Origin of the sequence: Pseudonocardia sp. HH130630-07, from assembly GCF_001698125.1 — a bacterium.
Taxonomy (GTDB): Bacteria; Actinomycetota; Actinomycetes; order Mycobacteriales; family Pseudonocardiaceae; genus Pseudonocardia.
Genome location: NZ_CP013854.1, coordinates 3,136,667 through 3,160,646, shown reverse-complemented (window position 1 = coordinate 3,160,646; position 23,980 = coordinate 3,136,667). Strand labels below are relative to the sequence as shown.

Here is a 23,980-nt window from a genome sequence, read left to right as displayed (position 1 = left end):
CGAGCCTACGGGCGCGCCGTCCGGCGCAGGGTGGCGACCCGGGTCTCGTCGTCGCGGCGCTCCAGGACGACCTCGACCGCCTGCTCGGCGAGCCGGTCCGCGACCCCGGCCCCCCACTCGACGACGACCACCGCCCGGTCCAGCTCGGTGTCCAGGTCCAGATCGTCGAGCTCGGCCGCCACGTCCACCGACCCGTCCGGACCACCGAGCCGGTAGGCGTCGACGTGCACCAGCGCCGGGCCGGTGCCGGACGGCGGGTGCTCGCGGGCGATCACGAACGTCGGCGACGCGACGGACCCGGTCACGCCGAGCTCACGGGCCAGGCCCCGGACCAGCGCGGTCTTCCCCGCGCCGAGCGGGCCGGTGAGCAGCACCAGGTCCCCGGCGACGAGGTCGCGGCCGAGCTCCGCCCCGAACGCCTCGGTGTCGGTGACGGTCGGCAGCTCGCGGCGCAGCGGCCCGGCCCCGGTACCGGGGATCACGACCCGTCCCGCCGGGCCCGTGCACCGGTGCGGCCCTCGCGCACCCGTCCACCGCGGAGCGGCCCGCCCCGGCGGCGACGGCTGCCGCCGCGGCCGTCCGCCTGCTCGTCGGTCTCCCCGGCGCCGCGGCCGGCCCGGCGCATCGAGCGGTGCGGCGGGCGGGTGAGCCGGAAGCGGTCGGTGCCGGTGCGTTCCATGCTCCGCTCGATGAGGTCGCCGAGCTCGTCGTCGACGGTGTCGGGCTGCTCCAGCATCGGCATGTGCCCGACGCCGTGCAGCCGGACCAGCCGCGCGGTCGGGATCGCCTCGGCGATCACCTCGGAGCGCCGGTACGGGATGATCCGGTCGGCGTCACCGGCCAGCACCAGCACCTCGGCGCCGGACAGCCCGGGCAGGGCCGCGAGCCGGTCGTGCGTGCCGAGGGTGTCGACGAAGTCGGTGAGCGCCCCCACCGCGTTCGAGTCGATCATGGTGTCGACCAGGTCGACCATCCGCGGGTCGACCTGCCGGTCGCCGTAGGCGAACCGCTTGGTGATCGCCCAGATGACGTCGCCGAGCGCGCGCCGCCCGCTCTCGACCAGGTTCGGCTGCCAGGCGGCGAGCCCGGCCAGCGTCCGGATGACCGGGTTGCGCCGGGACAGGAACGTGCCGGGCAGCCCGGACGACGCCATCTCCCCGGTCGAGGTCGACACCAGCGCGACCCCGGCGACCCGCTCGTGGAACAGCTCCGGGTGCTGCTCGGCGAGCGCCATCACCGTCATCCCGCCCATCGAGTGCGAGACCAGCACCAGCGGGCCCTCCGGGGCGAGGGCGCGGATCACCGCGTCGAGGTCCCGGCCGAGCTGCTCGATCGTGCAGCTGTCCTGCGGGGCCCGCTCGGACCGGCCGTGGCTGCGCTGGTCGTAGAGGACCGTGCGGACCGACGGGCCGGACAGCAGGGCCAGGAACTCGCGCTGCTCCTGCCAGGTCCGCCGGTCCAGCGCGAACCCGTGCACCAGCACGACGGTCAGCAGCGGGGCCGTGCCGTCCGCCGGCCCGACCTCCTCGCAGGCCAGGCGGACGCCGTCGTCGGCGGTCACCGAGCTCTCCTCGCCGGCCCACCCGGCCGGCGGCAGCCCGCCGTGCTCGGCCATCTCGGTCGCCAGGCTCTGCCGCGCCGCGGCGATCTTGCGCCGTTGCGCGGCCACCCCGGCACCGGCCACGGCGCCCGCCGCGCCGACCAGGCCACCGGCGACGCCGGCGACCGTCCAGCCCCTGCGGCTCATCGGTCCCTCCCGTCGGCACCGGTGGGGGGCACCGTGCGGCGCACCCGCCCCGAGATGCCGGTGACGATCTCGTAGTGGATGGTGCCGAGCTCGTCGGCCCACTCCTGGGCGGTCGGCCCGCCCGTGGTCCCGGTGCCGAACAGCTCGACCTGGTCCCCGGCGGCGACGCCGAGCTCGCCCGGTGCCCCGCAGTCGACGACGAACTGGTCCATGCACACCCGCCCGACGACCGGGCGGTCGGCGCCCGCGACCAGGACCCGCATCCGGCCCCGGTCGTTGCTCCGGCGCGGGACCCCGTCGGCGTAGCCGAGCGGGACCAGCGCCAGCACCCGCGGCCCCGGCGCGACCCACTCGTGGCCGTAGGACACGCCCTCGCCGGCGGCGACCGTCTTGACCAGGGCGATCCGGCCGCGCACCGTCATCACCGGGCGCAGCGGGCTGTCCTGCGGCCGGGCCACGGGGTCCAGCCCGTAGACCGCGATCCCGGCCCGCACGACGTCGAGGTGCAGGTCCGGGCGGGTCAGGGTGGCCGCCGAGTTCGCCAGGTGCACCAGCGGGGTGATCCCGCGGCCCCGGACGTGCGCGACGGCGGACCGCAGCCGCTCGGCCTGGGCGTCGATGCTGGGGTCCCCCGGCTCGTCGGCCCGCGCGAGGTGCGACCAGACCGCGGCCAGCTCGGCGGTCCCGTCGACCGCAGCGGCGACGGCGTCGTCGACCAGGCCCGGCCACTCGCCGGGCGGACAGCCGTTGCGGGACAGGCCGGTGTCGGCCTTGAGGTGCAGCCGCACCGGGCGCCCCGCGGCACGGGCCCCGGCGAGCACCGCGGCCAGGTGCTCCCGGGACGACACCGACAGGTCCACCCCCGCGGCGACGGCGGCGGCGAAGTCCTCGTCCGGCAGGTGCAGCCAGGACAGCACCGGCGCGTCGATCCCGGCCGCGCGCAGCGCGAGCGCCTCGTCCAGGGTGGCGACGCCGAGCCGGTCCGCCCCCGCGGTCAGCGCCGCCCGGGCGATGCGCTCCGCGCCGTGCCCGTAGCCGTCGGCCTTGACGACGACCATCGTGGCGGCGCCGGAACCCCCGGCCAGACCGGACAGGTACCGGACGTTGTGCCGTACCGCGCCGGTGTCGATCACGGCCTCGGCGCGGGGCCCGGCGGCCGGGGAGGCCACGGCACCGGCGCCGGGGTCGGGTTCGATCGCTGGCAGCACGGCCCGATCATCGCATCCCGTAACGACCGTCCGGTCCGGTACCGATCGGTCCCGGGTCCGGACCAGTACCGATCGGTCCCGGGGCCGGACCGGGCTCAGTCGGTCCCGGCCTCCATCGCCGCCCGGTCCAGCGACTCCTCGGCCTGCTCGGTGCCCTCCGGCGCCGCCGGGGTGGCGGTGATCTCCGCGGCCCGGCCGGACTCGACCTCGCCCACGAACTCCTCGAACTCGCCGCCGAGCATGCCGGTCGCCGCGTACTGCTCCAGCTTGGCGCGGGAGTCGGCCAGGTCCAGGTTGCGCAGCGTGAGCTGGCCGATCCGGTCGCCCGGGGTGAACGGCGCGTCCTCGACCCGCTCCATCGACAGCCGGTCCTCGGCGTAGGCGAGCGCCGGGCCGCGGGTGTCGAGCACCGACCAGTCGTTACCCCGGCGCAGCCGCAGCGTGACCGACCCGGTGATCGCGTTGCCGACCCAGCGGGTCAGCGACTCGCGCAGCATCAGCGACTGCGGCTCCAGCCAGCGGCCCTCGTAGAGCAGCCGGCCGAGCCGGCGGCCCTGCTCGGAGTAGGCCGAGAGCGAGTCCTCGTTGTGGATCGCCGAGACCAGCCGCTCGTAGGTGACGAACAGCAGCGCCATCGCCGGGGCCTCGTAGATGCCGCGGCTCTTCGCCTCGATGATCCGGTTCTCGATCTGGTCGGTCATACCGAGCCCGTGCCGGCCGCCGATCCGGTTCGCCTCGTCCACCAGCGCGACCGGGTCGTCGTAGCGGACGCCGTTGATCGCGACCGGGCGCCCGGCCTCCCACTCGACGGTGACGTCCTCGGTCTCGACCGCCACGGCCGGGTCCCAGAACCGGACACCCATGATCGGCTCGACGATCTCGAGCGAGGTGTCGAGGTGCTCCAGCTTCTTGGCCTCGTGGGTGGCGCCCCAGATGTTGGCGTCGGTCGAGTACGCCTTCTCCGCCGACGCCCGGTACGGCAGGTTCCGCGCACCCAGCCAGTGGCTCATCTCGGTGCGGCCGCCGAGCTGGTCGACGAACACCTCGTCCAGCCACGGCTTGTAGATCCGCAGGGCCGGGTTGGCGAGCAGGCCGTAGCGGTAGAAGCGCTCGATGTCGTTGCCCTTGAACGTCGAGCCGTCGCCCCAGATCGACACGCCGTCGTCGGCCATCGCCCGGACCAGCAGGGTGCCGGTGACGGCACGGCCGATCGGGGTGGTGTTGAAGTACGGCATGCCGCCGGCGCGGATGTGGAAGGCACCGCAGGCGATCGCGGCGATGCCCTCGTCGACCAGGGCGCGGCGGCAGTCCACGACCCGGGCGGACTCGGCGCCGTACTCGATCGCGCGCTCGCGCACCGCGACCAGGTCGGGCTCGTCGGGCTGCCCGAGGTCGGCGGTGTAGGCGTAGGGCACCGCGCCGTTCTCGCGCATCCAGGCGACCGCGACGGAGGTGTCGAGGCCACCGGAGAAGGCGATGCCGACGCGCTCGCCGACGGGGAGACTGGTGAGGATCTTCGGCACGGGACAGACGCTAACAATCGCGTTGCGGCCCAGGTCAGGCGGTGCCGCCCGGCGCGGCGGCACGGACCGCCCGCAGCGCGGCCGGGATCGCCGCCCGCATCTCCGACGCGGGTGCCGGGACCGCCGGGAGCCCGTGCCGCCCGGCCGCGACGGTGGCGGCCCGGCCGTGCACGACGGTGGCGCACCCCGCGGCCCACCACGGCTCCAGCCCGGCGGCGAGCAACGCCCCGATCATCCCGGTCAGCACGTCACCCGAGCCGGCGGTCGCCGCCCAGGAGTCCACGGCCGGGTCGACGAGGGCCCGGCCGTCCGGCGCGGCCACGACGGTCGCGTTGCCCTTGAGCAGCACCGTCACCCCCAGGTCCGCGGCGGCCCGGCGGGCGGCGGCGACCCGGTCCGGCCCGGCGTCACCGGCGATCCGGGCGAACTCCCCGGCGTGCGGGGTGAGCACCACCGGGCGGGCGTGGATCCGCGCCCGCAGGTGCGGGTGCCGGGCGAGCAGGGTGATGCCGTCGGCGTCGATGCACAGCGGCACCTCGCGGTCGAGCACCGCCTCCAGGACCGCGAGCCCCGCGGACCCGGTCCCGATCCCCGGGCCCACCGCCCAGGCCTGGGTCCGCCCGGCGTCGGTGATGTCGCCGGTCGCCACGATCTCCGGCCGGTGCCGGCGCACCTCGTCGGCGGCCGATCCGGCGAAGCGCACCATCCCGGACGTCGCGAGCGCCGCGGCCCCCGCGGCCAGCACGGCCGCCCCCGGGTACGTGGCCGAGCCGGCGGCGATCCCGACGACGCCCTGGGTGTACTTGTCGTCGTCCGGGCCGGGGACCGGCCAGCGCGCGCCGACCTCGGCGTCTGTGAGCAGCCGGGCGTGCGGCTCGGCGGGCAGGAACGGGCCGAGCCCGATGTCGACGAGGTGCACCGGCCCGCAGAGCGGCGCGGCGAGCGCGTGCACCGGCTTGCGGGCACCGAAGGTGACGGTCCTGGCGGCCCGGACGTGGGCGCCGTCGGTCGTCCCGGTGCCGGGGTCCACGCCGGACGGCAGGTCACAGGCCACGATCGGGACGCCGGCGTCGTCGGCCGCGGCGACCAGCGCCGGGGCGGGGTCGCGCAGCGCGCCGCGCCCGGAGATGCCGACGATCCCGTCGACGACGACGTCGGCCCCCGCCACCAGCGCCCGCGCGGCGTCGAGCGGGGCCGGGCCGGTACCGGTACCGCGGCCGCGGCCCGCGCCGCCGGTGTCCGCGCCGCCGTTGTCCGCGCCCGGGGCCGGTCCGCCTCCCGGATCACCGGTGTCCGGGCCGAGTGCCAGCACCCGGCCGCGGGCGGCGCGCAGGGCGGCCAGCCCCTCCGCGTGAGCGCGGCCCGGAGCGAGCAGGACCGCGGTGACCCGGGCGCCGCGCCGGCGCAGCTCGGCACCGGCCCAGAGCGCGTCGCCGCCGTTGTCCCCGGCCCCGACCAGCAGCACCACCCGGCGGCCGTAGGTGGAGCCGAGGAACCCGCGCAGGTGGGCGGCCAGCCCGCCGGCCGCCCGGCGCATGAGCACGCCGTCCGCGACGGTCGCCGCCATGGCGGCCTCCGCCGCCCGGACCTCCGCAACCCCGAACACCCCGTGCATGCCCAGCAGGCTAGTGGCTCACCCCGGTCCGCTCACCGGATCCGTGGACGCGCACGCGATCGCGCGAGCGTCGCCGGAACCCGTGAGCGGGCCCGGGCTCACTCCACCGTGACCGACTTCGCGAGGTTGCGGGGCTTGTCGACGTCGTAGCCGCGGGCCCTGGCGATCTCGGCCGCGATCACCTGCAGCGGGATCGTCGCGACCAGCGGCTGCAGCAGGGTCGGCACCGCGGGCAGCTCGAAGAGGTGGTCGGCGAACGGGCGCACCGTCTCGTCACCGGTCTCGGCGATCACCACGGTCCGCGCACCGCGGGCCTTGATCTCCTGGATGTTGGACAGCAGCTTCGAGTGCAGCACCGCCCGGCCCTTCGGCGACGGCATCACGACGACGACCGGCAGGTCCTGCTCGATCAGCGCGATCGGGCCGTGCTTCAGCTCACCGGCGGCGAACGCCTCGGCGTGCATGTAGGCGAGTTCCTTGAGCTTGAGCGCACCCTCCAGCGCGACCGGGTAGCCGACGTGGCGCCCGAGGAACAGCACGGCCTTGGACGGCGCGAGCAGCTGCCCGAGCGCCCGCGCCTCGCCGAGCGACTCCAGCACCTCGGCCACCGCGGCCGGGGTGGCCTCCAGCGCCTCGAACTCGCGGACCACCTCGTCCGGGTACTTGGTGCCGCGGGCCTGCGCGAGGGCCAGCCCGACCAGGTAGTTCGCCGCGACCTGGGCGGTGAAGGTCTTGGTGGCCGCGACACCGATCTCCGGCCCGGCGTGGGTGTAGATCACCGCGTCGGACTCGCGCGGGATCTGCGCACCGTTCGTGTTGCAGATCGCCAGCACCCGCGCCTTCTGGTCCTTGGCGTGCCGCAGTGCCTCCAGGGTGTCGGCGGTCTCCCCGGACTGGGAGATCGCGACGACCAGCGTCGAGCGGTCGAGCACCGGGTCCCGGTAGCGGAACTCGCTCGCCAGCTCGATCTCCACCGGGAGCCGGGTCCAGTGCTCGATGGCGTACTTCGCGAGCAGCCCGGAGTGGTAGGCGGTACCGCAGGCGATGACGAAGACCTTGTCGACGTCGCGCAGGTCCTGGTCGGTGAGCCGCTGCTCGTCGAGCACGATCCGGCCGTCGACGAGGTGCCCGCGCAGGGTGTCGGCGATCGCGGTCGGCTGCTCCTCGATCTCCTTCAGCATGAAGTAGTCGTGGCCGCCCTTCTCCGCGGCGGCCAGGTCCCAGGTCACCTCGAACGGGTTGACCTCGGCCGCGCCGCCGTCGAACCCGGTGACCGCGTAGCCGTCGCGGGTGATGGTGACGATCTGGTCCTGGCCGAGCTCGACCGCCGAGCGGGTGTACTCGATGAAGGCCGCGACGTCGGAGGCGAGGAAGGTCTCGCCGTCGCCGAGGCCGAGCACCAGCGGGGAGTTGCGGCGGGCGGCGACGACCCGGTCCGGGTCGTCGGCGTGCGTGACCACCAGGGTGAACGCGCCCTCCAGCCGGCGGGCGACGACCCGGACGGCCGCGGTCAGGTCCCCGGCGGCGTCCTCGGCCCCGGCCAGCTCACCCGCGAACGCCAGCCCGACCAGGTGCGCGGCCGTCTCGGTGTCGGTGTCGGACTCGGCCCAGATGCCGCGCGCCTCCAGCTCGGCCCGCAGCTCCAGGAAGTTCTCGATGATGCCGTTGTGGACGACCGCGACCGCGCCGTCGGAGGACCGGTGCGGGTGCGCGTTGCGGTCGCTCGGCGGCCCGTGCGTGGCCCAGCGGGTGTGCCCGATGCCCGTCGTGCCCACGAACCGGTCCCGGCCGACCTCGTCCAGGCGGGCCTCCAGGTTCGCCAGGGCCCCGGCCCGGCGCTCGACCAGCAGCTCCCCGCCGATCGGGAGCGCCACACCGGCCGAGTCGTACCCCCGGTACTCCAGACGACGGAGCCCCCCGACGACGACGTCGAGTGCGGGGCGATGACCGACGTAACCGACGATGCCACACATGACGGCGAGCGTATCGACGTCCGGACGGCGCCCCCGCGGCACCGGGTGCGAGCGGCGCCACGCCGACCGGGTAGCGGGAGCCGGGCGGGGTGTGACCAGCCCCGGTACCGTGCCTGCGTGGCCCGGAGCGATGTGACCCGCCCCCCGTCGATGAAGGGGGCCCGCGACGCCCTCGGCGTGCTCTCCCGGCCGGGCCCGAACCGGGTCCGGTTCGGTGATCTCGGGCTGGTCGGGCTGCCCGGGATCGTCTACACCCCCGAGCAGGGCTACCAGCTCCCCGCGGTGGTGCTCGGGCACGCCTGGCTGCAACCGGTCCGGCGGTACCACGAGCTGCTGCGGCACCTGGCGACCTGGGGATTCGTGGCCGCCGCGCCGAACACGCAGCGCGGTCCGGTCCCCAGCATGTCCCGGTTCTCCGCCGACCTGTCCACGGTGCTGGACGTCTGCGTCGGCGTCCGGCTCGGCGACGGCCGGATCACCGTCGACGCCCGGCACACCGCCCTGATCGGGCACGGCACCGGCGGTGGCGCCGCGGTGCTGGCCGCGGACCGCCGGGAACGGCTGGGCGCGCTGGTGACGCTGGCCGCGTCGGAGATCGCGCCGTCGGCCGTCGAGGCGGCCGGGCGGGTGCTGACGCCCACCCTGCACCTCGCCGCCGCGGTGGACTCGCTCGCCCCGTCCGAGGGACACGCCGAGCGGATCGCCGCCGCACAGCGCGAGGCCGGGGCCGACGTCACGATCCGGCGCATCGAGAAGGCCGGTCACCTGGGCTTCTGCGAGGGCAGGCACTGGTCGAGCGTGCTGCTGCAGAACCGTCAGCAGCACCGCACGCGCAAGATCACCCGGGCGCTGGTGACCGCGTTCCTCATGCAGGAGCTGCTCGGCGAGAAGCGGGTGTCCGTTCTGACCTCGGGCTCGGTGCCGGGCGCCCCGGTCATCGAGCCGATGGCGCCGGAGGCCGGCGAGGAGACCGGGGAGTCGCCGAGCCTGCTCGGTACCGGCGGCTGAGGCACCCCGGCTCACGGACCGCTGGTGGGCGGGCCCGGCTCGATCGGCTCCGTCATCGGCGGGAGCAGCGGCGCGACCACCCCACGATGCTCCGTCGTGCGGATCCCGGGCGGGCCGGGCGGCGGCATCCCGGACGTGTCCGGTTCGACGGTGCCCGGTGGCTGCTCCGCGGGCCCCTGGCCACCGTCCGGGTCGTGCGCGGTACGCCGGTCCCTCGGGCCGCGGCCCGGCGGCACCGCGCCGGGCCCGTGCACGGTGCCGTGGCCCGGAGGCACCGGATCGTGCCCGTCCTCCGCGCCGCACTCCGGTGGCAGCGCCTCGTACCCCGGCGGTAGCCGGCCGGTCCCGGCCGGTGCACCGGGTCCCGGTGGTGCCGGGGACCGATCCGGCCACACCCCGTACCCGGGTGACGCCGGATCGTTCCCCGGCCACACCCACCGCGCCGGCGGCACCGGCGCGGGCGAACCGTCCCGGGGCTCGTACCCCGCTACCGGGTCGTCGGCTGCCGGGTCGTCGGCTCCCGCGCCGATCGCGACCGCGTCGGCCAGCACGTCGTCCGCCAGCCGCCGGACCGCCCGCCGGACCAGGTCGAGCCGGTCGCCCCACTCGCGGCCCCTGGCGTCGTCCCACGGGGTTCCGGACCGCACCCCCGCCAGGACGGCCGCGGTCTCGTCCAGCCGCCCCACCAGCCGTCGCAACGCGGCGCCCTGTTCCTCGGCGGTGGCCGTCACGGGATCGGGGTGCACGGTCCCGCCCCGCCCGGGGCGTCCCGGTGCCGCTCGATCCCGTCGCGGAGCCGGACAGCCGTGGCGGTGTCGGTGTCGCGGGTGGTGGTGGCCGTGTGGGCGGCGGTGGCGGCCAGCGAGTCCAGCTCGTCGGCGATCAGCCGGGCCGCGGTGCCGGACCCGGCGGTCGCGGCGCCGGCGTCGGTCCGCAGGTCCGCGGCGGCGTGCCGGAGACGGGCGGCGGCCCGCTCCAGCCGGTCGGGGTCACGCTGCACGTCGGCACCCATGGCCCAAGAGTGCACCGCCACCGTCCCGGAGCGGCCCGCATCACAGCAGCCGGTTCACGATCGGGAACCGGCCGCCCGTCGGGCGTCACGTCCGGGCGGCCGGGGCAGCCGGAACGTCACGCCCGACGGGCGGAACGGTCAGCTCGCGGCGGCGACGACCTTCGCGAGGCGGTCGGCGACGGCGCTCGCCTCGGACTCGGTGGGCGCCTCGACCATCACCCGGACGAGCTGCTCGGTGCCCGAGGGGCGCAGCAGCACCCGTCCGGTCCGGCCCAGCTCCCCCTCCGCCTGCGAGACGGCCTCGGCCACCTCGACCGACGCGGCGACGGCGTCCTTGTCGCCGACCGCCACGTTCTGCAGGACCTGGGGCAGCGGCGTCACGACCGACGCCAGCTCGGCCAGCGACGACCCGGTCCGGGCCACCCGCGCCATCAGCCGCAGCGCGGTGAGCAGGCCGTCCCCGGTGGTGGCGTGGCCCGGCAGCACGACGTGCCCGGACTGCTCGCCACCGAGGGAGAACCCACCCTCGCGCAGCCGCTCCAGCACGTACCGGTCGCCGACCTTGGTGGTGTCCAGGGTGATCCCGGCCGCCTGCATCGCGAGGTGCAGGCCGAGGTTGCTCATCACCGTCGCGACGAGGGTGTCGTGGGTGAGCTCACCGGCGTCGCGCATGGCGAGCGCGAGGACCGCCATGATCCGGTCGCCGTCCACGACGTTGCCGGCCCCGTCGACGGCGAGGCAGCGGTCGGCGTCGCCGTCGTGAGTGATGCCGAGATCCGCGCCGTGCTCGCGGACCGCCGCCTGCAGCGGCCCGAGGTGGGTGGACCCGACGCCGTCGTTGATGTTGAGGCCGTCCGGCTCGGCGTTGAGCGCGATCACCTCGGCACCGGCCTGGCGGTACGCCTCGGGGGCCGCCACCGACGCGGCACCGTGTGCACAGTCGACGATCACCCGGAGACCGTCCAGCGAGCCCGGCACCGCCGACAGCAGGTGCGCGACGTAGACGTTGGTCGCGTCCGGCGCGTCCCACACCCGGCCGATCGCGTCCCCGGTGGGACGGCGGGCGGCCGGGTCACCGAGCCCGCGCTCGATCTCGGCCTCGACGTCGTCGGGCAGCTTGTGGCCGCCGGCGGCGAAGAGCTTGATGCCGTTGTCGGGCATCGGGTTGTGCGACGCGGAGATCATCACACCGAGGTCGGCACCGGTCTCGGCGACCAGGTGCGCGACACCGGGGGTGGGCAGCACGCCGACCCGGATCGCGTCCGCACCGGCCGCGGTGAGACCGGCGACGACAGCGGACTCCAGCATCTCGCCGCTGGCCCGCGGGTCCCGGCCGACGACCGCGACGGGCCGGCCACCGGAACCGTTCGACAGGGTGCGCGCAGCCGAGGCACACACACCAACGGCGAACTCCGGAGTGAGGAGTTCGCCGTTGGCCAGGCCCCGGACGCCGTCTGTCCCGAAGAGGCGACGCATCCGGCTGCGATTCAGCGCTTGGAGTACTGGGGCGCCTTGCGGGCCTTCTTGAGGCCGTACTTCTTGCGCTCGACGGCGCGGGCGTCCCGGGTGAGCCAGCCGGCCTTCTTCAGCGGCGGGCGGTCCTCGGAGTCCAGCTCGACCAGCGCACGGGCGATGGCCAGGCGCAGCGCGCCGGCCTGACCCGCGGTGCCGCCACCCTTGAGGTTGGCGAAGATGTCGAAGCGCTCGGCCTTCTCGAGCAGGACCAGCGGCTCCTTGACGATCTGCTGGTGCAGCTTGTTCGGGAAGTAGGTCTCGAGCGGCTTGCCGTTCAGCGTGAACTGGCCGCTGCCGGGCAGCAGCCGCACGCGCACGACGGCCTCCTTGCGCCGGCCGACGGTCTGCACCGGGCGGTCGCCCTGCAGCGACGCCTGGGCGAACGCGTCGGCGTCGAACTCGGCGAACTCGCCGGACTCGTCGGAACCGTCGATCGAGTAGTCGACGTCGGCGACGGCCTCGCCGACGGTCTCCGTCAGCTCGGTGTCCGTCAGCTCGGTCTCGGTGGCCTCGGCGGCCGACCCCTCGGTCTCGACCGCGTCGACGACCTCGTCGGGTCCGTTCTCGGGGCTGGTCACGGGCTGTCCCTCTTCGTTGCTCGGGGTGGTCACTGGGTGACCTGCTTGATCTCGAACGGCTGCGGCTTCTGCGCCTCGTGCGGGTGCGACGGACCGGCGTAGACCTTGAGCTTCTTGGCCATCGCCCGCCCGAGGCGGTTCTTCGGCAGCATGCCCTTGATCGCCTTCTCGACGAGGCGGTCGGGCTGGGTGTCGATCATCTCGCCGACCGAACGCTGGCGGAGCCCGCCCGGGAAGCCGGAGTGGCGGTAGACGAACTTGTCGGTCCGCTTGTTGCCGGACACCGAGATCTTCTCCGCGTTGATGATCACGACGAAGTCGCCGTTGTCCATGTGCGGCGCGTACGTGGGCTTGTGCTTGCCGCGCAACAGCGTGGCGGCCTTGGCGGCGAGCTGACCGAGGCGCACGTCGTCGGCGTCGATCACGTGCCAGGCATGGGTGATGTCGCCGGGCTTGGGGCTGTACGTGGGCACGAAGCTACCTCGTCGTCGTTCTCGGCTGCGGTGGGTGGAACCGGCGGGGTCCGCTCGGTTACCGGCCCACACTGGTGTGTCGGTGATCCTCAGCGTGCCGCTGGTGGACGCCGATCGGACGCTCGAACCGCCAGGACTCGCCGACGAGCCTGTCCCCAGTCCACCTGCACGAGGGATGGCGTACGGCGCCCGCGGGTCTCCACCGCTGCACAACGAGAGTCGAGAGTACCCGGCGGTTCCGGGAGCGGGCACTCCGGGGTCGGTGCACCCGCTCCCGGGGCGCTCAGGCGCTGAACCGCCTGGCGTTGTTCATCTCGACGGCGCGGTAGCCCTCGCCGGCCTGCCCCACCAGCATCTTGATCTTCTGCAGGGTCTCGGTCAGCTCGGCCGCCGAGGTGTCCCAGCGCCGCTGGGCGTCGGTGTAGCGCGCCGCCGCGTCGCCGGTCCAGGTCCCGACGACCGGGGCCAGGGACTGCTTCAGGTCGTCCAGCTGGGCCAGCATGCGTGCCCGGGACCCGTCGATGTCCGCCGCCGCCTGCTCGATCGCAGCGAACGTGACCTTGATCTCGCTTGCCATGTCCGGCCTCCTCAGCCCAGTGCCGACGTGATCGCCGAGACACCGCGGGTGTTCTCGTCCTCGACCTGCTGGTAGGCGACCGCGGTGCCCCCGAGCTGCTCGGAGATGTCGGCGAGCGCCGCGTTGAGCCGCTTGGCCTCGGCGTCCCACTCGGCCATCAGCACGGTGAACGCGGTGGCCGCGGAGCCCACCCACTGGCCGCGGGTCGCCTCCAGCCGCGACCGCAGCCCGCTCAGCTCGCCGTTGACGGCGGTGCTGACCTCCTGAACCCGGCCCGCAGCCCGGGTCATCTCCGCTGTCGTCGTGCCGAATCCCTCGGCCATGCGCCTCACCCCGATCCGATAGCCGGCCCGGCCGTGTCACCGGCCCGGCCCCGGGGACGTCCGTCCCCGCCCGCGCACCGTGGCAGCTCCGCGGCCCGGCCGTGGGCGTTCGGGGATGTTCGTTCGCGACCGGGAACGGCTCACCGGACCGGGCGGACCGATCCGACGACCTCGGCGCACGCCGCGGCAGGACCGGCGGCGCCCGGCCGGCGGCAGCCGACGACGAGCTGGTCCCCGCCGTCGAACAGGACGTGCCAGTCGACCAGGGTGCCGTCCCCGGGCCGCTGCACGTAGCGCTGCACGGCCCGCCCGGCGACCGTCGCGGCCTCGGCCCGGCCGCCGAGCAGCCCGGCCAGCTCCGCCGGTGCCCGGCCGGGCTCGCGTCCGGCGTCGTAGGTCAGCGGGCTCCGCTCCACGACGACGAGGTCCGCGCCGTCCGGCCGCCCGGCCGGGGTGAGCAGCACCCGGCGCCGGGCCGGGTCGCCGCCGCTGTGCTCCCACCCGGCGGGCACCGCGGCGCGGAACCCGTACTGCACGACGACGCCCGTCCCCGGCTCACCGGGCGTCCCCACCAGCAGTCCCGCGACGACGAGCACGGCCCCCAGCACGGCGAGCGCCGGGAACAGGAGGCGCATCGGGTCCGGTCCGTCCACCCCGGACGGGGCACTGGCCGCGGCCTCCCCGGTCCGGGCGGCGCCGGTCCCCGGACGGTCCGCCCCGAGCAGGGCCGCCCCCAGCAGCGCGGCGCCCAGCACGGCCGCCGTGCCCGGCCCGGCCCCCGCCACCTCGGCCGGGTCCCCGGCCGCCTCCGGGCCGGCGACCCGCACCGGAGCTCCGCAGCTCCCGGCGACGGCACGCACCCAGGCCGGGTCGGCGGCCCGCTCACCGGCGAGCACGACCTCGACCGGGCCGCCCGGCACGGTCGCGGCGTCCGCGGGCCCGGCGGGCACCCGGGGCGGCGCGGCACCGGGAGCAGCCGGGACCGGATCGCGGGCGCCGGGTACCGCGCACGGCCACGCCGCGGGCGTCACCGTGCGGTCCGGCGCCACCAGGGTCGCCTCGGTCCCGTCCGGACCGGCGTCGAGCACGAGGACCGGGCCGGGCGGCGGCTCCGGCCCGACCGCGAGCACCGCCACCGCGACCGGCACCGGGAGCACCCGCGGCGCCCCGGGGAGGTCCCCGCCCGGCGTCGCCCCGACCCGCACGACGATCCCGGGCGGATCGTCGCCGAACACCGCGCGCACCGCCGCCGCGGGCGGCGTCCCGGGCGCGACGGCGGCCAGGAACCGGATCCCGCGGGCGTCCGCGGAGGCGAGCAGCACCCCGCCGGGACGGGCGTGCACGGCCACCGCGTGCGGGCTCACTCCGGGTCGGTCCAGGCGATCTGCATCCGGCGGGCCCCGAACCGCCGGTCGACGAGCACGGCGCGGCCCGGCGGCATCGGGCCCGGCTTCACCTTCTCCAGCAGCGCGCCCTCGTCCGGGCTCCCGGAGCCGACGAACCCGGGTGCCCCCAGCTCGCGGAGCCGGCCGAGCACCGGGTCGAACAGCGCCCGGCTCGCCCCGCCCGAGCGCCGGGTGAGGACGACGTGCAGGCCCACGTCCCTGGCCTGCGGCAGGTACTCGGCCAGCGGCAGCAGCGGGTGACCGCCGGAGCTGCCGGTCGCCGGGACCACGAGGTCGTAGTCGTCCACCAGCAGCCAGACGTCCGGGCCGCTCCACCACGACCGCTCCCGCAGCTGACGCGGGGTGACGTCGGCGCCGGGCAGCCGGCGGCCGAGCGAGCCGGCGATGTCGGTGCAGGCCTGGACGGTCGCGTCCGGGGTCGAGGCGTGGGTGAGCAGGTGCTCCGGCGGGATCGACCCGAGCAGCGTCCGCCGGTGGTCGACGACGACGATCCGGGCCTGTTCGGGCGTCCACCGCTCGGCGATGCCGTGGGCCAGCAGCCGCAGCAGCGACGTCTTCCCGCCACCGGCGTCGGCGAAGCACAGCAGGTGCGGCTCGTCCGGGTCGAGCTCGACGGTGCCGAGCCGGTCCTCGTCGACGCCGAGGGCCGGGCCGCGGCCGGGTCCCGGCGGCAGCTCGGTGACCGCGATCCGCTCGGGCAGCAGCCGGACCGGCGGCGTCGACGTGCCCGTCCAGGCGGCAGCGACGACCGGTGCCGGGTCCGCGCCGTCGGTCAGCAGCGGTGCGGCGAACACCGCCGCCGCGCCGTCCGGGGCCAGCCCGTGGCCGGGCCGGGTGGGGACGGCGGCCGCCCGCCGCCGGTCGATCTCGGAGTCGGCCGGGTCGCCGAGACGCAGCTCGAACCGGCTGCCGACCTGGTCGCGGAACGCCGGCCGGAACTCCGCCCAGCGTGCGGCCGACACCGCGACGTGCACGCCGTAGGCCAGACCACCCGACGCCAGCGCGGTCAGCTTCTCGTCGAGGTCCTCGAACCCGGCCCGCAGCGCCGCGTAGCCGTCGACGACCAGCAGCAGGTCGGTGCAGGGCTCGTCGGCGAACTCCCCGGCCGCCCGGCGGGTGCGGAACTCCTCCACCCCGGCGATCCCGTGCGTCCCGAACAGCTGCTCCCGGTGCTCGACGACGGCGACGACCTCGGCGACCACCCGCCGGACGAGATCGGTCCGGCGGCGGTCGGCGACCGTCCCGACGTGCGGCAGCCCGGCGAGCGGGGCGAGCGTCCCGCCCCCCAGGTCCAGGGCGTGCACCCCCAGCTCGTGCGGGGTGTGGGTGAGCGCCAGCGCGACGACGAGCGTGCGCAGCGCGGTCGACTTGCCCGAGCGCGGCCCGCCGACGACGGCGAGGTGCCCCGCCGCCCCGGACAGGTCCACCACCATCGGGTCCCGGCGCTGCAGGTACGGCCGGTCCACCAGGCCGATCGGGGCCTGCAGCGCCCCGGACGGGCCGGGCACCTGCAGGCCGCGCCCCGGGCGCTCGGCCGGTTCGCCCAGCACCACGGTCAGCGGCGGCGGCTCCTCCAGCGGCGGGAGCCACACCTGGTGGGCCCGCGGTCCCGGGCCGGAGACCGCGTCGACGATCCGGTCCAGCACGGTCGGGATCCGGGCGTCCGGATCCTCGGTGGGCGCCGCCGCCGGGGCCGCGCCGTCGCGGGGCTCGCGGACCGGGACCGGCGCGGCCGAGAACGGCAGCACCCGGCGCGACACCGCCGCCGCCCGGCGCCGGACCGGGCGGTCCTCGGACGGGCCCGAGGCGTAGGCGGCGCGGAAGCGCACCAGCTCGTCGGTCCCGGCGGACAGGTAGGCGGCGCCGGGCGTCGGCGGGAGCAGGTGGGCGTCCGGGACGCCGAGCACGGCCCGGGACTCGGCGGCGGAGAACGTCCGCAGCGCGATCCGGTAGGACAGGTGCGACTCCAGGCCGCGCAGGCGTCCCTCCTCCAGCCGCTGCGACGCGAGCAGCAGGTGGATGCCGAGCGAGCGGCCCAGCCGTCCGACGGTCACCATCAGGTCGATCATCTCCGGGCGCTGGGCGAGCAGCTCGGAGAACTCGTCGACCACCACCAGCAGCGACGGCAGCGGGTCGGGCACCGGCTCGCCGCGACGTTCCGCCGCCCGGCGCAGCGCGACGTGCTCGGCCTGCGACGCGAGGTTCCCGGCGTCGCGCAGCACCTCCTGGCGGCGGGTGATCTCGCCGGCGAGCGCATCGGCCATCCGGTCGACCAGGGTCAGCTCCTCGGCCAGGTTCGTGATCACCGCGGAGGTGTGCGGCAGCCCGGCCAGCCCGAGGAAGGTCGCGCCGCCCTTGAAGTCGACGAGGACCAGGTTCAGCTCGTCGGCGGTGTGCGTGGCTGCGAGCCCCAGCACCAGCGTGCGCAGCAGCTCGGACTTGCCCGACCCGGTCGCGCCGATGCACAGCCCGTGCGGCCCGGCCCCGCCCTGCGCGGACTCCTTCACGTCGAGCAGCACCGGGCGGCCCGCCTCGTCCACCCCGATCGGGACCCGCAGCCGTTCCGCGGGGCCACGACGGCGGCGCAACGCCGTCGTCCCGGCCGCGTCGATCGTTCCGAGCCCCAGCAGCGACGGCAGCCCGGTGGACAGCTCGTCGGCCGCCGGGTCGACGGCCGCGCCCGCGGAGCCGGCCGGGCGGTAGCGGGCCAGCCGGCGGGCGAACGCCCGTGCCTCGGCGTAGGTCACGGCGTCCGGCGTCCCGATCGCCGTGCCGGTCGGGCCGCCGCGGCGCAGGACCGAGCCGCCGCCGGGGGTGTGCCCGGCGGCCAGGCGCAGCACCGACGCGGCGGGCCGGCGTCCACCGGCCGGGCCGATCCGCAGCACCGTCACCCCGGGCAGCCCGGCCCACGCCCCCGGCGAGTCGGCGACGCCGTCGAGCACGACGAGCAGGTGCGAGCCCGCCGACGACGGCTCGTCGACCCACCAGCGCCGGACCCGGTCCGGGTCCTCGGCGATCATCCGGACCGGCCCGACGGCGTCGGTGAGCCGCGGGTGCTCGGCGTGCGGCAGCCACTTCACCCAGTCCCACCGCGAGGCCGCCGCACCGGGTGCGACGACGGCGATCCGGGCGTCGTCCGGACCGTGCCAGAGCGCGTACTGCACGACGAGCGCCCGGGCGAGGTCCAGCGCCGGGGCCGCCGGGGCGGCCTCGTCGACCGGTTCGAGCCAGACGGTCGCCGCGGCCCGGACGTCCACCGCGACCGGCAGGTCGGCGACCGTCGAGTGGCGCCGCAGGAACCGGCGCAGCGCGAGCGCGGACAGCGGCTCCAGGGTCTCCAGCGGGCCGGTGTGCGGGGCGGTGAGCCGGGTCGCCAGCCGCTGGGTGCCGCGGCCGGCGCGCAGCCGCCCGAAGTCGTCGTCGGCCGGGCGGCGCTCCCACAGCCGGTTGACGGCGAGCACGTCCGGCCAGGCGCCCGGGTCCGGGTGCACCGTCTCCAGTGCGGCGCGCTGGGCGGTGGCGACGTCGCGGGCCTGGCCGGCCAGCACGTCGAGGTAGCGCAGGTAGTCGCGCCGGTCCTCGTCCATGGTCGCGGTGCGCGCCCCGGCCCCCCGGCCGCCGCCGGAGACCAGCATCGCCACCGCGGACAGCGCGAACATCCCGCCGAACAGCCAGGTGCTGGCCTCCCCGCGGCCGAGCACGACGAACAGCAACGCGCCGCCGATCATCACCAGCGGCAGCAACCGCTGCGCGAGACCGCCCGGTACCGGACGCTCCGGCTCGGGCGGCGGCTCCAGCACCAGCTCGCCGCCGGGCGGCTCCGGCACCGTGCGCCGGGGCCGTCGCAGACCGATCGTTCCCGCCACGCGGACCTCCGCACGCACCGATCCGTCGCGGATCACCCGCGAACTTGTGCCGAACGCCCACGGCGAGTGCCGGGACGGGCGAATACTCGCAGCCGGCGCGGAACCCCGTGGCCGTTTCCGCCAAGTCCCGGAGCCGCTCGTGACCAGCGTCCTGCCCGCGCCGTCGACCGTCGGTGCCACCACCGGTCCCTGGGTGCGGGTCTCCGTCCTGACCCCGCGCGGTCGGGCGGACCTGGCCCTCCCGGCGGACGTGCCGGTCGCCGAGCTGGTGCCGATGGTGCGGGAGCTCCTCGGCCGGGACCCGGCGGCGCAGCGCCCGCAGGCCTGGCGGTTCACCGGTCCGGCCGGCGGCCCGCTGCCGCCGGACGCCACCCTCGACGAGCTCCGGGTCCGCGACGGCGAGCTGCTCCGGCTCGGTCCCACCGAACCCGCACCCGCGCCCCCGGTCCTCGACGACGCCGCCGAGGCCGTCGCGCGGGCGGTGCGGGACGTGAGCGACGGCTCCGCGGCCGCGCCGTGGGCCGGCCCGGCCGCGGCCGTGCTCGGCGTCGCGGCGGCCTGCCTGGTCCTGTCCACCGTCGACGGTCCACTGCGGTGGCTGGCCGCGGCGGTCGCGGCGGCCGGGACGGTGGCGGCGCTGGTGCTCGCGCACCGGGCCCCCGGCACCGACGCCCGGACCGCGGCCGGGGCGGCGCTGTGTGCCGTGCCGCCCGCGGCGACGGTCGGCCCGCTGCTGCTGCCGGCGTCGTTCGGGGCCGGCGGGCTGCTGCTCGCGGTGGCCGGTGCCGGGCTCGCCGCGGCGGCCGGGCAGGCCGTGCGCCGGAGCGTGTCGCCGCTGCTGCTCGCGGTCGCGCTGGCCGCCACCGTGACGGCACCGGCCGTGCTCTTCCACGTGCTCCTCGACGCCCCGGCCGCCGCGGTCGCGGTCGGCCTCGCCGCGCCCGCGCTCGCCGCCGGCCCGCTGCTGCCCCGGATCGCGGTCCGGCTCGCCGGGGTCCCGGCGCCGGCGGTGCCCAGCGACGCGGGCGGGCTGCCCGACGCCGAGCGGCTGCTGCCCGGCGACACGCTCGCCGTCCGGGCCCGGCTGGCCCGCGGCCTGTACTCCGGGACGCTCGCCGGTACCGCGCTCCCGGCCGCCGGAGGCGCCGCGACGGCCGCGGCGACCGGCGGCTGGACGGGGGCGCTGCTGCTGGTGGTGACGGCGGCGGTGCTGCTGCTGCGGGCCCGCGCACTGGCCGATCCGATCGCCGCCCGGGTGCTGACCGGGACCGCCGTCGTCGCGGTCGCGGTGGCGGCGGTCCCCGCGGCGCTCGCCCTCGGCCCGGGGCTGCGGGTCGCCGTCGGGTGCGGCCTGCTGCTCGCGGTGGCCGGGGCGGCAGCCGCCGTCCGGACGACGCCGTCGCCACCGGCGCGGCGGGCGCTCGACATCACCGAGCTGATCCTGACCGCGGCGACCATCCCGGCGGCGCTCGCGGCGATGGGCCTGTTCGGCCTGGTCCGCGGCCTGTGACCGGGAGGAGGACGGCGGGCACGGGCATCCGGGTCGCCACGGCGGCCGGGATCGTCCTGCTGGCCGCCGGGCCGGTCGCGGTGACCGGACCGGCCGGGGCCGTCACCTCCGCCGGCCCCGCGGGTGCCCCGCCGGGCCCGGTCGCACCGGCGAGCGCGCCGCGCACCCCGCCCGGACCGGCCGCCGTCGGCCCGCCGGGCGGGCGGCCCGTGCCGCGGACGGGATCCGGTGCCGCGGTGGCCCAGGTGGACTCCGGCCCGCCGGGCGAGGCCGACGGGCTCCGGCAGGTCCGTGGGTGCAGCAACCCGGGAACGGGCGGGCCCGGCGCCGCCGCGGAGGCGGTCCCGCGACCGCCGGACGGCCTCGCCACCGGCGCCGGCGAGACGGTCGCGGTGATCGACACCGGGGTCGAGGCGGTCCCCCGCCTCGACGGCCGGTTGCGCGGCGGCGGCGACTACCTCGCCGGCGGCGACGGTCTCGACGACTGCGACAGCCACGGCACCGACGTCGCGCTGCTGCTCGCCGGGGCCGCGGATCCGCGCACCGGGACCGGTGCGGGCCTCGCCCCCGGCGCCGGGGTGCTGTCGCTGCGCCAGTCGTCGCTGCGCTACACCGTGCGCGACGACGAGGGCGCCGAACGTCCGGCCGGCGAGATCTCGACGCTGGCCTCGGCCATCGAGCGGTCCGTCGAGCTGGGCGCATCCGTGATCAACGTGTCCGAGGTGGTCTGCGTACCGACCGACCGGCTGGACACCGCCGACGCACCGCTGCGTGCCGCGGTCGCCGCCGCCAGCAGGGCCGACGTCCTCGTCGTCGCGGCGGCCGGGAACCTCGACCCGTCCGGGACCTGCACCGGTGACCCCGGCCTGCGCCCGCTGCCCGCGCTCTACGACGAGGTCCTTGCCGTCGGGGCGGTCGACGGCGCGGACCGCCCGGCCCCGTTCTCGGTGGCCGGAGCCTGGGTGGACCTGGCCGCGCCGGGAGTGGACCTGCCCGCGCCGACCGGGCCGGAGGGCTCGGTGATCAGCGGGACGTCGTACGCGGCCCCGCTCGTGGCGGGCACCGCCGCACTGGTCCGGGAGCGGTTCCCGATGCTCTCCGCCGAGCAGGTCGCCGACCGGCTCCGCGCGACGGCCCGCCGGCCCGGGGCGGGCCGCGACGACCGGGTCGGCGACGGCGTCCTCGACCCGACCGCCGCGCTCACCGCCGAGCCGCTGCTGCTGGACCCGGGCCCCGGTTCCGCCGTCGCGGCCGGGACCGCCGGGGGCCCGTGGACCGGCTACGACGACGCGGCGACCGCCCGTGCACCGCTCCCCCCGGCCACGCCGCACTCCCCCGTCATCCCGGCGACCGTCGCGGTGGGGGCGGTCGCGGCCACCGTGGGCGCGCTGGTCGCGGTGCTGGCCGCGCTGCGCCGGCGCTCCGGGGGCCGCTGACCCGCGCGGTCACCCCACCCGCGGCCCCCGTTCCGGTCCGGCCGGGCACACCGCCGTCTGAGCCACCGCACCCATGTCGTGTCGAGCACTCCGGCACCCTGCCGCGCGCCCCGCTCGCGGGGTGCGGCACGCCGCAGCGAGGTGCACAGCGCGCTGCCGGTCACACCGGTCCCGGGCCCCGTCCGGGCGGGCACGGGTCGCAGCTCGTCGCCGGTCCGGACGGCGCGGGCCGGGGACCACGGAACGTCCGCCCCGGCCACGGGCTCAGCCCGGGACGTCGGCCATCTCCTGGGCCTCGGCGACGTCCAGCACCCCGCCCCGCGGCAGCAACCGCACGATCTCCGCCGGGGCCGGCTCGGCCGCGCCGATCCCGAGCGCCGCGGCGGTCGGGTCGTCGGCGATCCCGTGCAGGGCCCCGGACGACGCCAGCAGCCACGGCACCCCGCCCGCCGGTCCGTCGGCGTCGGAGGATCCCGCCCGCAACGGCCCGGGGCCCGACGGCGGCAGCACGACCTCGTCGAGCGCCGGGCCCGTCCCGTCCGCACCGGCGAGCGACACCGTGACCGCACCCGCGGCCACCGGGGTCCGGGCGGTCGCGACGACCCGGGCCCGGCCGGGCTCCCAGGTCCAGCACAGCACCGGGGTGTCCGGCCCGGGACCCGCGGACGGCGGCGCCACCGGCCAGGCCTCGACCCCGGGGATCCGCGACGCCGGCACGTCGTTGATCTGGCCGGGCGGCAGGGTCGTGGGCAACCCCTGGCCGCTGCGGGAGAGCACCGCGTCGGCCAGCGTCACCGGGACCGGCGCGAGGCCGTCCTCGGTGACCAGGTAGAAGCTCTCCGGCGCCCCCAGCGGCTGGACGACCACGACCTCCCCGACCCGGCCGAGTCCGGGGATCTCGGTGCCGGTGGTGTCCGGCATCCGCAGTGGCGGGCCCTCCGGGACGGCCGACAGCAGCCCGCCGCCGACCGGGCGCACCAGCGCGTCGCGCAGCCCGAGCCCGGCCATCACGTCCGGGTCGGACGGGTCGATCCGGTGCCGGCGTCCCTCGTGGACCAGGTAGGTCGCGCTGCCCTCCGCGGTGACGAGCAGCGCCGGGCCCGGGCCGTCCGGGACCGGCCCGAGCGACCCCGCGAGCACGGTCGCCGCGCCGGGGCCGGGTCCGTCCGACGGAGCGGTGTCGCACACCGCCCACGCGGCGGGCACGGGTGCGCCGTCCAGCGCGACGCCCACCGCACCCGGCACCGCGGCCGGTGCGGTGCGGGGCGCCGTCGCGAGCGCCTCGTCGGGCACCGCCACCGGGACCGCCGTCGCCGCCCCGGCCTGGCCGCGGGCGGCCAGCACCAGCCGTCCGACGACCGGGTCCGGAACCGGGACCAGCCGGGGCGGGTCGGGGATCACGGCGTAGAGGACGCCGGTCCGCGTCCCCTGCACGAGTGCCTGGCGCTGCCAGTCGGTCGCCGGGGCGTTGCGCGCGAGCAGCGCGGTGACCCCCAGCGCGAGCAGCCCGAGCAGCACACCGGCGAACACGGCCCGGCGCTGGGAGCGGATCTGCTCGTGCAGCGGCACCGGATCGGCACGGACGAGCGCGGCCTCCGTCCGGCGGACACCGAAGCGGTAGGCGTCGACCTGGTCACGCGTGGCCGGGGCGCGCTGCACGCGGGTGGGGCCGGATTCCGGGGGCACCGGCCGGACGGTAGGCGGTCCGGGCCGGGACCGCGGCCGAACGGGGTGTGCTGCGTAGAACTACCCGGCGACGCCGATGTCCTCGTTCCAGACCTCGGGACGCTCGGCGACGAACGCCGTCATCATCTCGACGCACCGCGGGTCGTCGAGCACCTGCACCCGCACCCCGTGCTCGGCGAGCCAGTCGTGCCCGCCGTGGAACGTGCGCGCCTCGCCGGCGAGCACCGCCCCGATCCCGAACTGCCGGACCAGCCCGGAGCAGTACCAGCACGGGGAGAGCGTGGTGACCATCGTCGTCGCCCGGTAGTCGCGCTGGCGGCCGGCCGCGCGGAACGCCGCGGTCTCGCCGTGCGCCGACGGGTCGCCGTCCTGGACGCGGCGGTTGTGGCCGCGGCCCAGCACCTCGCCGTCCGGCCCGACGAGCGCGGCCCCGATCGGGATGCCGCCGGACGCGAGGCCGTTCCGGGCCTCCGCCACCGCCACGTCCAGCCAGCTCGGGTCCATGCGGGCGAACCTATACCGGG

20 protein-coding genes are annotated in these 23,980 nt (G+C 77.1%); 3 read left to right on the top strand and 17 right to left on the bottom strand.

Annotated elements, in window-relative coordinates; all coding sequences use genetic code 11:
* Positions 1-5: 5 nt before the first annotated feature.
* The 6 genes from tsaE to glmS all read right to left on the bottom strand — a co-directional run bounded on the left by tsaE (position 6) and on the right by glmS (position 8,066).
* Entirely contained in the window at positions 6-482 is a 477-nt protein-coding gene (gene tsaE, locus AFB00_RS15375) for a tRNA (adenosine(37)-N6)-threonylcarbamoyltransferase complex ATPase subunit type 1 TsaE (RefSeq protein ID WP_083275550.1), read from the bottom strand.
* Positions 479-1,747, bottom strand: a complete 1,269-nt coding sequence (locus AFB00_RS15370; RefSeq protein ID WP_068797814.1) for an alpha/beta fold hydrolase — start codon at positions 1,745-1,747, stop codon at positions 479-481. The genes tsaE and AFB00_RS15370 overlap by 4 nt, the downstream gene beginning before the upstream one ends.
* Positions 1,744-2,952, bottom strand: coding sequence for an alanine racemase (gene alr, locus AFB00_RS15365; protein ID WP_231974447.1), 1,209 nt, complete (start codon positions 2,950-2,952; stop codon positions 1,744-1,746). The genes AFB00_RS15370 and alr overlap by 4 nt, the downstream gene beginning before the upstream one ends.
* Before the next feature lie 98 nt (positions 2,953-3,050).
* Positions 3,051-4,478, bottom strand: a complete 1,428-nt coding sequence (gene argG, locus AFB00_RS15360; RefSeq protein ID WP_068797813.1) for an argininosuccinate synthase — start codon at positions 4,476-4,478, stop codon at positions 3,051-3,053.
* A 34-nt stretch (positions 4,479-4,512) separates the two neighbouring features.
* The gene (locus tag AFB00_RS15355; protein WP_068797812.1) at positions 4,513-6,093 is read right to left on the bottom strand and encodes an NAD(P)H-hydrate dehydratase; all 1,581 of its coding nucleotides are present in this window, start codon (positions 6,091-6,093) and stop codon (positions 4,513-4,515) included.
* Positions 6,094-6,191: 98 nt separating this feature from the next.
* Positions 6,192-8,066 carry a glutamine--fructose-6-phosphate transaminase (isomerizing) gene (gene glmS / locus AFB00_RS15350; RefSeq protein WP_068797811.1) on the bottom strand — a complete coding sequence of 625 codons (1,875 nt, stop codon included), beginning with the start codon at positions 8,064-8,066 and terminating at the stop codon, positions 6,192-6,194.
* 117 nt (positions 8,067-8,183) lie between these two features.
* Between glmS and AFB00_RS15345 the strand changes: the two genes are divergently transcribed.
* On the top strand, positions 8,184-9,074 hold the full coding sequence (locus tag AFB00_RS15345) for a dienelactone hydrolase family protein (protein WP_231973943.1): 891 nt from the start codon (positions 8,184-8,186) through the stop codon (positions 9,072-9,074).
* 11 nt (positions 9,075-9,085) lie between these two features.
* On the opposite strand, the gene AFB00_RS15340 is transcribed toward AFB00_RS15345, so the two are convergent.
* The 9 genes from AFB00_RS15340 to eccCa form a co-directional block, all read right to left on the bottom strand.
* Positions 9,086-9,805, bottom strand: a complete 720-nt coding sequence (locus tag AFB00_RS15340) for a hypothetical protein (RefSeq protein ID WP_068797809.1) — start codon at positions 9,803-9,805, stop codon at positions 9,086-9,088.
* Positions 9,802-10,086, bottom strand: a complete 285-nt coding sequence (locus AFB00_RS15335; protein WP_068797808.1) for a hypothetical protein — start codon at positions 10,084-10,086, stop codon at positions 9,802-9,804. The genes AFB00_RS15340 and AFB00_RS15335 overlap by 4 nt, the downstream gene beginning before the upstream one ends.
* 138 nt (positions 10,087-10,224) lie before the next feature.
* Complete coding sequence (gene glmM / locus AFB00_RS15330; RefSeq protein WP_068797807.1) at positions 10,225-11,562, bottom strand: phosphoglucosamine mutase; 1,338 nt, start codon at positions 11,560-11,562, stop codon at positions 10,225-10,227.
* Between the two features lie 11 nt (positions 11,563-11,573).
* Positions 11,574-12,179: a 30S ribosomal protein S9 gene (rpsI, locus tag AFB00_RS15325; RefSeq protein ID WP_083275549.1), complete on the bottom strand. Its 606-nt coding sequence runs from the start codon at positions 12,177-12,179 to the stop codon at positions 11,574-11,576.
* Positions 12,180-12,208: 29 nt separating this feature from the next.
* Positions 12,209-12,652 (bottom strand): 50S ribosomal protein L13, encoded by a 444-nt coding sequence (gene rplM, locus AFB00_RS15320; RefSeq protein ID WP_068797806.1) that lies wholly within the window; start codon positions 12,650-12,652, stop codon positions 12,209-12,211.
* A 283-nt stretch (positions 12,653-12,935) separates the two neighbouring features.
* Positions 12,936-13,229: a WXG100 family type VII secretion target gene (locus tag AFB00_RS15315; RefSeq protein ID WP_068797805.1), complete on the bottom strand. Its 294-nt coding sequence runs from the start codon at positions 13,227-13,229 to the stop codon at positions 12,936-12,938.
* Positions 13,230-13,240: 11 nt separating this feature from the next.
* A complete protein-coding gene (locus AFB00_RS15310) occupies positions 13,241-13,552 on the bottom strand; it encodes a WXG100 family type VII secretion target (protein WP_068797804.1) in 312 nt (103 codons plus the stop codon).
* A 140-nt stretch (positions 13,553-13,692) separates the two neighbouring features.
* The gene (locus tag AFB00_RS15305) at positions 13,693-14,916 is read right to left on the bottom strand and encodes a type VII secretion-associated protein (protein ID WP_068797803.1); all 1,224 of its coding nucleotides are present in this window, start codon (positions 14,914-14,916) and stop codon (positions 13,693-13,695) included.
* The gene (gene eccCa / locus AFB00_RS15300; protein WP_068800336.1) at positions 14,913-18,824 is read right to left on the bottom strand and encodes a type VII secretion protein EccCa; all 3,912 of its coding nucleotides are present in this window, start codon (positions 18,822-18,824) and stop codon (positions 14,913-14,915) included. The genes AFB00_RS15305 and eccCa overlap by 4 nt, the downstream gene beginning before the upstream one ends.
* Positions 18,825-18,963: 139 nt before the next feature.
* On the opposite strand from eccCa, the gene eccD reads away from it, so the two are divergent.
* Both eccD and mycP read left to right on the top strand, forming a co-directional pair.
* Positions 18,964-20,334, top strand: coding sequence for a type VII secretion integral membrane protein EccD (gene eccD, locus AFB00_RS15295; protein WP_068797802.1), 1,371 nt, complete (start codon positions 18,964-18,966; stop codon positions 20,332-20,334).
* On the top strand, positions 20,331-21,770 hold the full coding sequence (gene mycP, locus AFB00_RS15290) for a type VII secretion-associated serine protease mycosin (protein WP_068797801.1): 1,440 nt from the start codon (positions 20,331-20,333) through the stop codon (positions 21,768-21,770). Before eccD ends, mycP begins: the two co-directional genes overlap by 4 nt.
* A gap of 264 nt (positions 21,771-22,034) precedes the next feature.
* Here mycP and eccB read toward each other — a convergent pair whose 3' ends face one another.
* A complete protein-coding gene (gene eccB / locus AFB00_RS15285) occupies positions 22,035-23,456 on the bottom strand; it encodes a type VII secretion protein EccB (protein WP_083275547.1) in 1,422 nt (473 codons plus the stop codon).
* A 60-nt stretch (positions 23,457-23,516) separates the two neighbouring features.
* Positions 23,517-23,960, bottom strand: coding sequence for a nucleoside deaminase (locus AFB00_RS15280; RefSeq protein ID WP_068797799.1), 444 nt, complete (start codon positions 23,958-23,960; stop codon positions 23,517-23,519).
* Between the last annotated feature and the right edge of the window lie 20 nt (positions 23,961-23,980).